This window comes from Type-C symbiont of Plautia stali, from assembly GCF_059730935.1.
The window spans coordinates 263438-275865 of record NZ_AP035923.1 but is presented as its reverse complement, the minus strand read 5'-3'; the positions used below and the strand labels follow the sequence as shown (position 1 = coordinate 275865).

Here is a 12428-nt window from a genome sequence, read left to right as displayed (position 1 = left end):
AGGGGGTACGACGCGGTTCGGGTCGGCGGTGAAAACGCGCCCGACGCTAAGTGAAACGTGTGGCGATTATAAACAAATGTTTTTTCCATTAAACATGATTACAGAAGAAACATTTCATTTTGCGATGAAGATCAAATTCGGCGCTGAAACGTGGCTGGCGATGGGACGCGATGACAGCAAAGTGAAACAGCCTGCTGTACCTCAGCCATCATAACGAAATTTCATTTCACGTCAGCAGCTTCCTCTCATCCGTCATCATTTCCTGCGAGCTGGCTCACAAGCCAGAGCACCCGCGAAACGGGCAAGCCGTAAAGGGCGGGAAAGGTAGCGGCACCAGAGTTTTACCTGGCTCACAAAATCGCGACGGATGTTTCATTTCATATTGTGTTTGGAATTTTTATTCCTCATACTGCCCACATAGCCAGTCAGGCACCCCGAGACCCCGGAAGCATTGCGCTTGATAGTGGGCGGCAGCGCCCGCCGTGTCTGCTTATCACAGAAGGAAACCATCAGTATGAGTACACAACAGAAGCGGCTTGATGTGATTTGTATTGGACGCATCGCCGTTGATCTTTACGGCCAGCAAATTGGCTCGCGCCTGGAAGATATGACCAGCTTTAACAAATACCTCGGCGGCTCTTCCGGCAACGTAGCCTATGGCACCGCGATTCAGGGGCTGAAGTCGGCGATGCTGGCGCGCGTCGGTGACGAACACAATGGCCGCTTCCTGCGTGAAGAGCTGCAGCGCGTGGGCTGCAATACTGACGGGCTGATCACCGATAAGCAGCGCCTGACCGGGCTGGTGATCCTCGGCATCAAAGACGAAGAGACCTTTCCGCTGATTTTTTATCGCGACAACTGTGCGGATATGGGGCTGGTTCCCGAGGACATTCGCGAAGAGTTCATTACCTCGTCCCGCGCCGTGGCGGTAACCGGCACCCACCTGTCGCATCCGGACACGCGGGCGGCGGTGCTGAAAGCGCTGGATATTGCCCGGCGCAACGGTCTGCGCACCGCGCTGGATATCGATTATCGCCCGGTGCTATGGGGTCTGACCTCACTGGGTGACGGTGAAACACGTTTCATTGAATCCGGCCAGGTGACGCAGCAGCTGCAGGAAGTGGTGCACTATTTCGATCTGATCGTCGGAACGGAAGAAGAATTCCATATCGCCGGTGGCAGTACCGATACGCTGACCGCACTGAAAAATGTGCGTAAGGCCAGCAGCGCCACGCTGGTCTGCAAACGTGGGCCGCTGGGTTGTGTGGTGTTTGAGGGCGAGATTCCCGATAGCTGGGAACAGACGCGCCTGCACAGCGGCGTGCGCGTTGAGGTGCTCAACGTGCTGGGCGCCGGCGATGCGTTTATGTCGGGCCTGCTGCGCGGCTGGCTCAACGATGAGAGCTGGGAACAGGCGTGCCGCTACGCCAATGCCTGTGGCGCGCTGGTGGTATCCCGTCACGGCTGTGCACCGGCGATGCCAACGAAAGAGGAGCTGGACGATTTCCTCAGCCGCGATAACGCGGTGAAACGTCCGGATCTGGACGCGCGCCTCAATCATCTGCATCGCGTTACCACGCGTAAGCAGCAGTGGCCGGAGCTGAATGTGTTCGCCTTTGACCACCGTAAACAGCTGGCCGATATGGCGCGCGAAGCGGGCGTCAGCGAGGAGCGCATTCCGCAGCTGAAACTGCTGCTGTTGCAGGCGGCACAGGAGGCGGCTAACGAAGCCGGTCTCAATGAGAAGAGTGGTATCCTGGCGGATACCACGTATGGCCAGAAAGCGCTCAACGCCATCACCGGCAAGCACTGGTGGATTGGGCGGCCCATCGAGCTGCCGAGCTCACGCCCGCTGCGTCTTGAGCACGGCAATATTGGCTCTCAGCTGGTGGACTGGCCGGCCGAACACGTCGTCAAGTGCCTGGTGTTTTATCATCCCCATGACAGTGCTGAACTGCGTAAAGAGCAGGACGAACTGGTTCTTGACGTGTGGCGCAGCTGTAACAAAAGCGGGCACGAGTTGCTGCTGGAAGTGATTCTGCCGGAGAGCAACCCGGACCGTAACGAGTCCTACTATTACGACATGCTGAGCCACTTCTATAGCCTGGGCGTGCAGCCGGACTGGTGGAAGCTACCACCGCTGACGGCGGAGAGCTGGCAGGCGATCGGCGAGCTGATTGAGCAGCAGGATCCGCACTGTCGCGGCATTCTGTTACTCGGCCTTGATGCGCCGGAAGAGAAGCTGAAAGCTGGCTTCGCCGCCGCTGCTCAGGCGACGTGGGTGAAAGGTTTTGCCGTCGGTCGCACCATTTTTGGCCAGCCGTCACGCCAGTGGCTGAACGGTGAGCTGGATGATAAGGCGCTGATTGAGACCGTGAAAGGCAATTATCTGCGCCTGATTGGCTACTGGCGCGCCGCGCGCGGCTGACGGATTTGAAGAGGATGTACCGAGAAGCGGCCTGACGGGCCGCTTTTTAGTGTGTTGCGCGCGGATGCCCTCACCCCAGCCCTCTCCCACCGGGAGAGGGAGCCGTTCAGGCAGGTCGTTAAGCATTGTGCCAGGCCTGTCAGACCGATCAGACCGCTCCGGACTATTCCCTCTCCCGCCTGCGGGAAAGGGTTAAGGAGAGGGAGCCGTTCAGGCAGGTCGTTAAGCATTGTACCAGGCCTGTCAGACCGATCAGACCGCTCCGGACTGTTCCCTCTCCCGCCTGCGGGAGAGGGTTAGGGTGAGGGAGCCGTTCAGGCAGGTCGTTAAGCATTGTGCCAGGCCTGTCAGACCGATCAGACCGCTCCGGACTGTTCCCTCTCCCGCCTGCGGGAGAGGGTTAGGGTGAGGGAGCCGTTCAGGCAGGTCGTTAAGCATTGTGCCAGGCCTGTCAGACCGATCAGACCGCTCCGGACTGTTCCCTCTCCCGCCTGCGGGAGAGGGTTAGGGTGAGGGCAAGCCCTCAACCCCCTGAGTTTTGTGAGGCAATTCATAAACCGATGAAATAGCCTTCACGATAGCGTCAAACAAATGAAATTTTCCATCCATCTGGTACTATAGCGCTCATTATCCAGCCATATTTCCTTTTCTGACGGGCCGAAGTAATGACCAATAACCCAACGCAATTAACCTTGTTACAGGACGATATCCGTCGTCGCTACGAGACGCTGAGTAAACGCCTGAAGCAGGTGGCTCGTTATATCCTTGATAACAGCAACAGCATCGCGTTTGATACCGTCGCTTCTATCGCCCAGCAGGCGGATGTTCCGCCCTCCACGCTGATCCGCTTCGCCAACGCGTTCGGCTTTAGCGGCTTCAACGAAATGAAACAGGTCTTTCGTCAGCACCTGATGGAAGAGACCGTGAACTATACCGAACGGGCGCGCCTGTTCCGCCAGACGGCCACCGACGACAGCGCCAGCTCACCGGAGAGCCCGGTGGAGATCCTCAACGTCTTTACCATGGTCAACAGCCAGGCGCTGCAGCAGCTGGCGATGCAGGTGAATCCCGACCAGCTGAACAAAGCGGTGAAAATGCTCAACGAGGCGGAGAACATCTACATCATCGGTCTGCGCCGCTCGTTCAGCGTGGCCTCGTATCTGGTGTATGCGCTGCGCCATCTGGAGCGTCGCGCTTTTCTGATTGATGGCCTGGGCGGCATGTTCACTGAACAGCTCAGCATGGTGAATCCGAAAGACGTGGTCATCGCCATCAGCTACTCGCCGTATGCGCGCGAAGCGGTGGAACTGGTGGAGCTGGGTGCTAAACGTGGCGCGCACCAGATCGCCATCACCGACAGCCAGGTGAGTCCGCTGGCGGCGTTCAGCGATGTCTGTTTTGTGGTGCGCGAAGCGCAGGTAGATGGCTTCCGCTCGCAGGTGGCCTCGCTGTGCCTGGCGCAAACCCTGGCGGTGTCGCTGGCGCTGAATAACAGCAGCAGCGAATAAACCCCGGGTACCGAATGGAACAAAGGCAGCCATCTGGCTGCCTTTTTTATCTGTGCGCATCAGTGATTGCGTGTGCCGTTTAACCTGGTGCGCATCAATGCTCACCCTACGGCTGTGCACGTTTATATGCTTGCGTACGCCGTTTAACCTGGTGCACATTTCCGGCGACCACGCGGAGACCCGATTAACGGCGCGGATACTGCTCGCTGTTCACCCAGGCGTGATCCTTCTCCCAGGTAAATTTCCACAGCCGTACCGGCCCGGCCATCACGTTCAGATAATAGTTATCGTAACCGGCCAGCGTCGCCACCGGATGATACCCGCGCGGCACCGTCACCACATCGCGGTTATACGGGGCCATACACTCGTCGAGCGAACGGTCGTCGGTGTAGACGCGCTGCATGGCGAAACCGGGCTCGGGATCGAAACGGTGATAATAGGTCTCTTCCAGATAGGTTTCGTCCGGGCTGTCCTTCTCATCGTGCTTGTGGCTGGGGTACGAACTGGTCGCGCCCTCGTCGGTATACACCTCGACCACCAGCAGGCTGTCGGCCGGTTGATTATCCGGCAGAATGTTATGCACCAGGCGCTGGTTGCGCCCTTTGCCACGGTGCTCCACGCCAACATCCTGCGGTGCAATCAGCCGCGCTGGCAGATTGCCACTGCCCGGTGCACTGCATACCGCCAGTTCCAGATCGCTGTCGGCAGTGACTTCAACCTCATCATGATGCGGCACGTAAACCGAGTAAGGCGGCGTGCGCTCAAACGGCGACAGGCGCTTACCGATGCCAGGGAATTCTGCGTCGCGGGTTTTCACCGACGCCAGACCGGCCACCAGCACCAGGCACAACTCTCGCTCGCCGCTGCTTAACCGCAGCGTCTGGCCCTTTTTCAGCAGATAAGCGTCAAAGCCCACGTATTCCCAGCCGGCGCTCTCAGGCGTCACGTGCTGGATACGCCCGTGGCTGTCCGGCTGCTGCACTTTTGAAATCAGTGACATCCTGTTTCTCCTGTTGCGCGACATTAACCCAGCGTTGGCATGCTGAATTCAGAAACGGTCTGCTGACCGCTTGGCCAGCGCACGGTTGCCGTTTTCATGCGGGTGTAGAAACGCACCCCGTCCGGACCGTGCACGTTGAGCGCACCAAACACCGAACGCTTCCAGCCGCCAAAGCTGTGGAACGCCATCGGCACGGGCACCGGCACATTGACACCCACCATGCCCGCTTCCACGTTGTGCACAAATTCACGGGCGGTGTGGCCGTTGCTGGTGAAGATGGCGCTGCCGTTACCAAATTCGTGGCTATTTACCAGCTGCAGCGCGCTGTCGAAGTCGCTGGCGCGCATGATGCTCAGCACCGGTCCGAAAATCTCTTCGCGCCAAATCACCATCTCCGGCGTGACGTTATCGAACAGCGTACCGCCAACGTAGTAGCCTTCTTCGTGGCCCGCGACTTTCACGCCGCGTCCGTCAACCACCAGCGTCGCGCCTTCCTGCTCACCTTTGTCGATGTAGCCCAGCACTTTCTTCTGGTGCGCAGCGGATACCACCGGCCCCATTTCATTCTCTTCGGCACCCTGCTGCATGCCCGGCCCCACGCGCAGCGCTTTGATCAGCGGCGTCAGGCGCGAAATCAGTTTATCAGCTGTATCGTCGCCAACCGCCACCACCACCGGCAGCGCCATGCAGCGTTCCCCGGCAGAACCGAAAGCACCACCCATGATGGCGTTCACGGTGGCATCCAGATCGGCATCCGGCATCACAATGGCGTGGTTTTTCGCGGCGCCGAAGGCCTGCACGCGTTTGCCATGCGCGCTGGCGGTTTTGTAGATGTGCTCGGCCACGCCGGACGAGCCGACGAAGCTGACCGCCGCGATGCGCGGATCTTTATACAGCTGCTCGGCGTCTTCGTTTGAGGAGTGCACCACGTTGAACACGCCATCCGGCAGCCCCGCTTCTTTCAGCAGTTCAGCCATGCGTACCGAGGCAGAAGGATCGAGCGCCGGCGGCTTCAGCACAAAGGTATTACCGCACGCCAGCGCGATGGGGAACATCCACAGCGGCACCATCGCCGGGAAGTTGAACGGCGTAATGCCCGCGACCACACCCACCGGCTGCATCAGTGAATAGCTGTCGACGCCAGAACCGACGTTCGGTGAGTTTTCCCCTTTGATCAGGTGCGGAATGCCGCAGGCAAATTCGATCACTTCGATGCCGCGCGTCAGCTCACCCAGCGCATCGGACCAGACTTTACCGTGCTCAGAAACAATCAGCGCCGCCAGTTCATCGCGATGTTTTTCCATCAGCGCTTTGAAGTTGAACATGACGCGGGCACGACGCAGCGGCGCCGTTTTTGACCATTCCGGAAACGCCGCATGCGCGACCTCAATGGCCTGCGCCACTTCTGCCGCCGTGCTTTGCGTCAGTTCGCGGATCACTTTGCCGGTCGCCGGATCGTAGACCGGAATGGTTTCGTTGCTGGCGCTGTGCGTGATTTTGCCGCCGATAAAGTTTCCTACGATAGTCATGTCGTTGCCTCTTTGATGTGTAAGGTCCCTGCAGGCCGCGGGTCAGTCTGGGTCGCGCCCGATCAGGCAATACGGAAAGCGTGCTATGAAGCTATTACAGTGAAATAAATTTTTCAAATAGTTCTTTTTGGAAAATTAACTTTTAGCGGCCTGGATCGCATTTTTCCGCCAGCGTTAGCGGACTGGCGCAAAGTGCGGGCCTGATGACAATGCCGATGCGGCCTGCACCCGTAATCAGCAGCAGGGAGATTATCAGGACGATCCGTCAGCGAGAGGGTCAGCGCCGGTGCGTGGCTGGATGAAACGAAATATGAAATTCTTGCGAGGCAGATCCAATATCCGTTATTTCATAATTCAATTAAAACGAAATAAATGTTTTCTTTGCAGCATCTGCAGGCAATACGATGTGAAACGAACCCTTATCTGTGTCTTAGCGACACGCTTTTGTTAGTGTTGGCCTCGGTCGGAGGCCTTTTTTTCAGCTGTTTCCCCCATCCGATGTGTGATTGCCGCAGCGGATTGCCTGGTGCGCATCAATGCGCGCTCTGTCATGCTGTAGGGGCGCCATTTATGGCGACCTGGACGCAGCGTCCCCGGCTGGCATCCCAGCCTGACGCTTGATCATCCGCAGGGTACAAAGCAGCGCAAATCCCACCAGCAGCGCAGTCAGCAGGTAGACCAGCTGTACGCCGGCGAAGCTCATGATAAAGCCCGCGATCGGACCGGTGATGCCGAGCGACAGATCCATAAAAGCGGTATATGTGGCCAGCGCGCTGCCCTGGTTCTGCTGCGGCACCACTTTGACTGCGACCACGCCAATCGCCGGGAATACCAGCGAGAAACCGGCGCCGGTGAGAAAAGCGCCGAACTTCGCCATCCACGGTTCGAACGCGCCCGCCACCAGCAGCAGGCCAATCGCCTCGACGGCAAAACACAGGCTGGCGACGCGCAGTCCGCCGAGCTTATTAATGGCATTGGGAAACAGCAGGCGCATGCCGACGAACGCAGCGCTGAACAGCGTCAGCGCGAAGGCGGCACCGTCCCAGCCCTGCTCCTGATAAAACAGGGTGATAAAGGTGGCGATCACGCCAAAGCCCGCCGAGCCCATCGCCAGCAGCAGGCCAAAACCGTACACCTTACCGAGCACCGCGCGGAACGGCAGCGGTTTGGCCTTGCTGCCTTTCACCGGCGCACGGGGCAGCGCCAGCACTATCGCCAGCACGCTGATGGCGATAATCACGCTGGAGAGCAGCAGCAGGCCGCCGCTGCGAAAGATCATCACCCCAAGCGGTGCGCCAATCGCCATTGCGCCATAGGTGACAATGCCGTTCCAGGAGATCACCCGGCCAATATGCAGCGAGCCGACTTTCGCCATGCCCCACAGCGAGGTGCCGGTGCCGCAGAAACTCTGACCGACGCCCAGCAGCACGCGCCCGAGGCACAACAGCGCGAGGCTGAGCACCTCCTGCTCCTCTACCAGCGCCGACAGCAAAATACACAGCCCGCTCACCAGGCTGCCAAACAGCCCAAGCACCACCACTTTTTTGGGTCCCCAGCTGTCGGCATAGCGACCGGCATGCGGACGGCTCAGCAGCGTGGCGACATATTGCAGGCTGATCACCACGCCGGCCCAGAAAGCGCTGTAGCCCAGGCCGTCATGGACAAAGCCCGGCAGCACCGCCAGCGGCAGGCCAATGGTCAGATAGGTGGCGAAGTTGAACTTCACGATGGAGAGAATCTGTAAATTCAGACGAAAGCGGCTGTATTCGGCCGCGGCGGGCTGGTCAGGCATGAGTGATTGCGCTCGTGTTTGACGGAATTTTTATAGCTGAAGCTTCACTATACGCCTTTTCTCGCCGTGCGCACCGTCGATTAGCGGCGGGCTGATGGCGGTATCTCCGGCGGTGCTTATCGGGTTCGCTTCGCTTACTCCTAAACAAACAATTACTTACTGGCGTTCAACTACACTTTCCACAGCGAACCACCATTCAGGAGAGGGAATGAACGAAAAGCCACAGGAGAAAATTGGCCAGAACATCCTGGTCAAGCTGGCGATGTTAGTGATTATTCTGGCGGGCATTCGTGCCGCGTCAGATATTCTGGTGCCCTTCTTACTCGCCAGCTTCCTGGCGATTGTGCTTAATCCGCTGGTGACCCTGCTGATGCGCCGGGGTCTGCGGCGCGGCGTGGCGATCTCGCTGGTGATCACGGTGATCTTCATTGTGATGCTGCTGCTGGTCGGGGTGCTGGCCAGTTCGGTAAGCGAGTTCAGCGATACCTATCCACAAATCCGCAGCCTGCTGGAACAGAAGCTGACGGTGCTGCAGCATTTCGCCGCACAGTTTCATATCAATATCTCCACCAGCGCACTGGCGGCACGGCTCGATCCCAATGTGATTATGAACATGGCCACCACGCTGCTGGCGCAGTTCTCCGGTGCCATGACCAATGTGGTGCTGTTGATTCTGACCGTGGTGTTCATGCTGTTTGAGGTGCACCATCTGCCGTACAAATTGCGCAATGCGATGATGAATCCGCAGATCCGCATCGCCGGATTGCACAAAGCGCTAAAGGGCGTCACGCACTATCTGGCACTGAAAACGCTGGTCAGTCTGATTACCGGGCTGGCGGTGTGGCTGGTGCTGATGCTGCTGGACGTCAAATTTGCGCTGTTCTGGGGCGTTGTCGCCTTTATCCTCAATTTTATCCCCAATATCGGCCCGATTATCGCCGGTGTGCCGCCGTTTATTCAGGCGCTGGTGCTGAATGATGTGTATGACGCCGTGCTGGTGGCGGCGCTGTTCAGTGCCATTCACATGGTGTTTGGCAATATGCTGGAACCGCGCCTGATGGGACGTGGGCTGGGGCTGTCAACGCTGGTGGTGTTTCTGTCGCTGATTTTCTGGGGCTGGCTGCTCGGTCCGGTCGGGATGCTGCTGTCGGTGCCGCTGACCAGCGTCACCAAAATCCTGATGGAAACCACGCCGGGCGGCAGCCGGCTGGCGATAATGCTGGGTAATGGCCGCCCCAAACCTCGCCTGCGCGTCAAAGCTAACCGGCCCGCGCCGCGCCCGTAACGTCTTACCACGCCACGATGCCAGACAATCGGTATTTGCCGATCGTCTGGCAGCTTCCCTGCGCAGTGACGCCACCGCCGTATGGCGTCAGCGCGCATCGCCATGCCTGATGATTCTGGCGCAACACTCTTACTCATCTCGTGCCACAGGCTTTTTCCTGCCGGGAAATGCCAGTAACGGCAAAACATTGTCAATAAACGCAAAGCGCGAACCATAATTGACTTGTATCAGATTGGTGGAAAATCAAAACGCTAACATGCACGGCCGCGGGAAAGTGTTATGCTGCTGACGCCGTAACGCGCTCCCTGAATGCTGCTTAAACCGACCGAGGAAAGTCTGGTGCCTCTGCAAAAACGACAACGCGATTTTGGCTGGCTGTTGATTGTCTGTGCCGGGTTATTACCGCTGGTGCTGGGCATATTTTGCACAGCCATTGAGGCGCGCCATACGGTCAGCCAGCAGCAAATTGCCACCGCCAATGCCCTGCTGACGCAGGCAGAAAAGATGAGCGACAGCGCCTGGGACATGGTGACCCGCCTGCGTCAGTACCAGAATCGTCGCTGCGCCGATATTGATGAAGATTTGCAGCGCGCCGGCACCCTTAATGCCTATTTCCGCTCGATTGGCACCCTGCAGGGCAGCGAAATCACCTGCTCGTCGGCTTACGGGCTGCAGCACGACACGCTGGCCGGGATGATGATGCAGTCGCCGCCGGTGACCGGCAAAGCCTGGTGGAGCCTGTCGATTCGCGGCACCTCCGGCGTACCGGATCGCCCGGCGGTGATTTTCGTGCGTCACCTGCCGGACAGCAGCGGTTTCTGGGCGGTGATTGATGGCCAGTATCTGATGGACTTCATGCGCGCCATCGGCGAGTCGAACCGTTATCAGATGAGCCTGCGCTTCAACGGCGGCAGCCCCATCGCCAGCGGTCCGGACGACCAGCCAGAGCTGCTGTACCTCAGCAGCGCCAACTATCAGGCGGAGTCCAGCCGCTATCCAATCAGCGTCAGCGTGACGGTACCCGCCGCCGAGCTGATCAAAGCCTGGCGTCAGGCGCTGCTTATTTTCCTGCCAATGGCCGCCATCTTTTCGATTTTGCTGATGGTGCTGACCGCCAACTGGCTGCGCCGCCGCCTCTCATGGGCGGATGAAATTCGCCGGGCGATACGCAACCGTGAGTTCACGGTGCACTATCAGCCGGTGTACAGCACCGGGATTCAGCGCTGCACCGGTGCGGAAGCGCTGATGCGCTGGCAGCGGCCCAACGGCGAAATGATCCGCCCGGACATCTTCATCAGCCATGCCGAAGCGGAAGGCATGATCGTGCCGCTGACCCAGCATCTGCTGGCGATGATGGCGGAAGATATCCAGAGCTGGCAGGTTGAACCGGGCTTCCACATTGGCTTTAACCTCGCAGCTGAGCATCTGCAACACCCCGATTTTGTGCAGGACATGATGCGTTTTGCCCGCAACATCCGTGACAAACAGATGCTGATCACGCTGGAGCTTACCGAGCGCAGCCTGATCGAGGACGGCGACGCGGTGTCGCGCAAGCTGCGCTATCTGCAGTCGCACGGCATGAAGGTGGCGATTGACGACTTCGGCACCGGCCACTGTGCGCTCTCCTATCTGATGACCTTCCCGCTCGATTACCTGAAGATTGACCGCGGCTTTATCAACGCCATTGAAGGACTGGAGATCGAAACCCCGGTGCTGGATGCCATCATCAATCTGTGCCACAAGCTGCAGCTCGATGTACTGGGTGAAGGGGTAGAAACCGCGTTGCAATTTCAGTATCTGCAGCAGCGTGGCGTGGTATTTATTCAGGGCTATTATTACGCCCGTCCGATGGACAATAACCAGCTTCGCGCCTGGCTTAATCAGCAGGGGCGCCAACCGCTTCCCGTTGAGGACCACCATGAGCCTGAACTGCATCATTCTTGATGATTATCAAAATGTTGCCCTGTCGCTGGCCGACTGGGCATCGCTGCAACCGCAGGTACAAACTACCGCGCTGCACCGCCACTACGCCGACGAAGATGAACTGGTCGCTCACATCGCGCACGCCGACATTCTGGTGGTGATGCGCGAACGCACCCCGCTCAGCGCCCGGCTGATAGGCCGCCTGCCCAATCTGAAGCTGATTGTCACCTCCGGTATGCGCAATGCCTCAATCGATCTGCACGCCTGTGCCGAACGGCTGATTGCGGTGTGCGGCACCGCCAGTAGCAGCGCGGCGCCGCTGGAACTGAGCTGGGGGCTGCTGCTCGGTCTGGCACGCCATATCCCGGCGGAGAGCCAGGCGCTGCGCAGCAACGGTGCGTGGCAGCATACGCTGGGCATGGCGCTGCACGGCAAAACCCTCGGCCTGCTTGGGCTGGGCAAGATTGGCGGTGAGATGGCTAACGTGGCGCGCGCCTTTGGCATGCGCGTGTGCGCCTGGAGCCAGAACCTGAGCGAAGCACGCGCAGCGGCGTGCGGCGCAGAGAAGATGGCTTCGCTGCCGGCGCTGCTCAGGGCGAGCGATGTGGTATCGATTCATCTGGTGCTGAGTGAGCGCACCCGTCATCTGCTGGACGACGCGGCGCTGGCGCACATGAAGTCGGGCGCGCTGCTGATTAACACCTCGCGCGCCGGGATTGTCGATCAGCAGGCGATGATCAGCGCACTGCAGTCTGGTCAGCTGGCGGGCGCCGGGCTGGATGTCTTTGAACAGGAGCCGCTACCGGCCGATCATCCGCTGCGTCAGCTGCCGAACGTGCTGGCGACGCCGCATCTGGGCTATGTCGCCGACACCAATTACCGCACCTACTTCAGCGAGGCGGTGGAAGATATTGCTGGCTGGCTGCACGGCGCGCCGCTGCGCTCGCTGCTTTAAGCCCCCGG

General features: G+C 59.1%; 9 protein-coding genes. 6 read left to right on the top strand and 3 right to left on the bottom strand.

Translation table 11 applies throughout. The features are described from left to right. The first annotated feature begins 28 nt into the window (after nucleotides 1–28). The 3 genes from AC6I7J_RS01205 to AC6I7J_RS01195 all read left to right on the top strand — a co-directional run bounded on the left by AC6I7J_RS01205 (nucleotide 29) and on the right by AC6I7J_RS01195 (nucleotide 3936). Nucleotides 29–214 carry a hypothetical protein gene (locus tag AC6I7J_RS01205; protein WP_153002038.1) on the top strand — a complete coding sequence of 62 codons (186 nt, stop codon included), beginning with the start codon at nucleotides 29–31 and terminating at the stop codon, nucleotides 212–214. A 300-nt stretch (nucleotides 215–514) separates the two neighbouring features. Beyond that, nucleotides 515–2428: a bifunctional 5-dehydro-2-deoxygluconokinase/5-dehydro-2-deoxyphosphogluconate aldolase gene (locus tag AC6I7J_RS01200; RefSeq protein WP_021507392.1), complete on the top strand. Its 1914-nt coding sequence runs from the start codon at nucleotides 515–517 to the stop codon at nucleotides 2426–2428. 665 nt (nucleotides 2429–3093) lie between these two features. Beyond that, nucleotides 3094–3936, top strand: a complete 843-nt coding sequence (locus AC6I7J_RS01195) for a MurR/RpiR family transcriptional regulator (protein ID WP_031279682.1) — start codon at nucleotides 3094–3096, stop codon at nucleotides 3934–3936. Nucleotides 3937–4120: 184 nt separating this feature from the next. On the opposite strand, the gene iolB is transcribed toward AC6I7J_RS01195, so the two are convergent. The 3 genes from iolB to AC6I7J_RS01180 all read right to left on the bottom strand — a co-directional run bounded on the left by iolB (nucleotide 4121) and on the right by AC6I7J_RS01180 (nucleotide 8257). Continuing rightward, on the bottom strand, nucleotides 4121–4936 hold the full coding sequence (gene iolB / locus AC6I7J_RS01190; protein ID WP_058759327.1) for a 5-deoxy-glucuronate isomerase: 816 nt from the start codon (nucleotides 4934–4936) through the stop codon (nucleotides 4121–4123). Nucleotides 4937–4959: 23 nt separating this feature from the next. After that, nucleotides 4960–6465, bottom strand: coding sequence for a CoA-acylating methylmalonate-semialdehyde dehydrogenase (locus AC6I7J_RS01185; RefSeq protein ID WP_021507389.1), 1506 nt, complete (start codon nucleotides 6463–6465; stop codon nucleotides 4960–4962). Nucleotides 6466–7033: 568 nt separating this feature from the next. After that, complete coding sequence (locus tag AC6I7J_RS01180; protein WP_498006575.1) at nucleotides 7034–8257, bottom strand: MFS transporter; 1224 nt, start codon at nucleotides 8255–8257, stop codon at nucleotides 7034–7036. Between the two features lie 208 nt (nucleotides 8258–8465). Here AC6I7J_RS01180 and AC6I7J_RS01175 point away from each other — a divergent pair, with 208 nt between their 5' ends. From AC6I7J_RS01175 to AC6I7J_RS01165, 3 genes are all read left to right on the top strand, one after another. Continuing rightward, nucleotides 8466–9542, top strand: coding sequence for an AI-2E family transporter (locus AC6I7J_RS01175; RefSeq protein WP_058759330.1), 1077 nt, complete (start codon nucleotides 8466–8468; stop codon nucleotides 9540–9542). 339 nt (nucleotides 9543–9881) lie between these two features. After that, entirely contained in the window at nucleotides 9882–11486 is a 1605-nt protein-coding gene (locus AC6I7J_RS01170) for an EAL domain-containing protein (protein WP_498006573.1), read from the top strand. Continuing rightward, nucleotides 11461–12420 carry a D-2-hydroxyacid dehydrogenase family protein gene (locus tag AC6I7J_RS01165; RefSeq protein WP_264250288.1) on the top strand — a complete coding sequence of 320 codons (960 nt, stop codon included), beginning with the start codon at nucleotides 11461–11463 and terminating at the stop codon, nucleotides 12418–12420. The genes AC6I7J_RS01170 and AC6I7J_RS01165 overlap by 26 nt, the downstream gene beginning before the upstream one ends. Nucleotides 12421–12428: the final 8 nt, after the last annotated feature.

What these genes read in the sequence shown, in the direction of transcription:
- AC6I7J_RS01200 (WP_021507392.1), top strand. Translation starts at nt 515, where the DNA reads ATGAGTACACAACAGAAGCGGCTTGATGTGATTTGTATTGGACGCATC.
- AC6I7J_RS01195 (WP_031279682.1), top strand. Translation starts at nt 3,094, where the DNA reads ATGACCAATAACCCAACGCAATTAACCTTGTTACAGGACGATATCCGT.
- iolB (WP_058759327.1), bottom strand. Translation starts at nt 4,936, where the DNA reads ATGTCACTGATTTCAAAAGTGCAGCAGCCGGACAGCCACGGGCGTATC.
- AC6I7J_RS01185 (WP_021507389.1), bottom strand. Translation starts at nt 6,465, where the DNA reads ATGACTATCGTAGGAAACTTTATCGGCGGCAAAATCACGCACAGCGCC.
- AC6I7J_RS01180 (WP_498006575.1), bottom strand. Translation starts at nt 8,257, where the DNA reads ATGCCTGACCAGCCCGCCGCGGCCGAATACAGCCGCTTTCGTCTGAAT.
- AC6I7J_RS01175 (WP_058759330.1), top strand. Translation starts at nt 8,466, where the DNA reads ATGAACGAAAAGCCACAGGAGAAAATTGGCCAGAACATCCTGGTCAAG.
- AC6I7J_RS01165 (WP_264250288.1), top strand. Translation starts at nt 11,461, where the DNA reads ATGAGCCTGAACTGCATCATTCTTGATGATTATCAAAATGTTGCCCTG.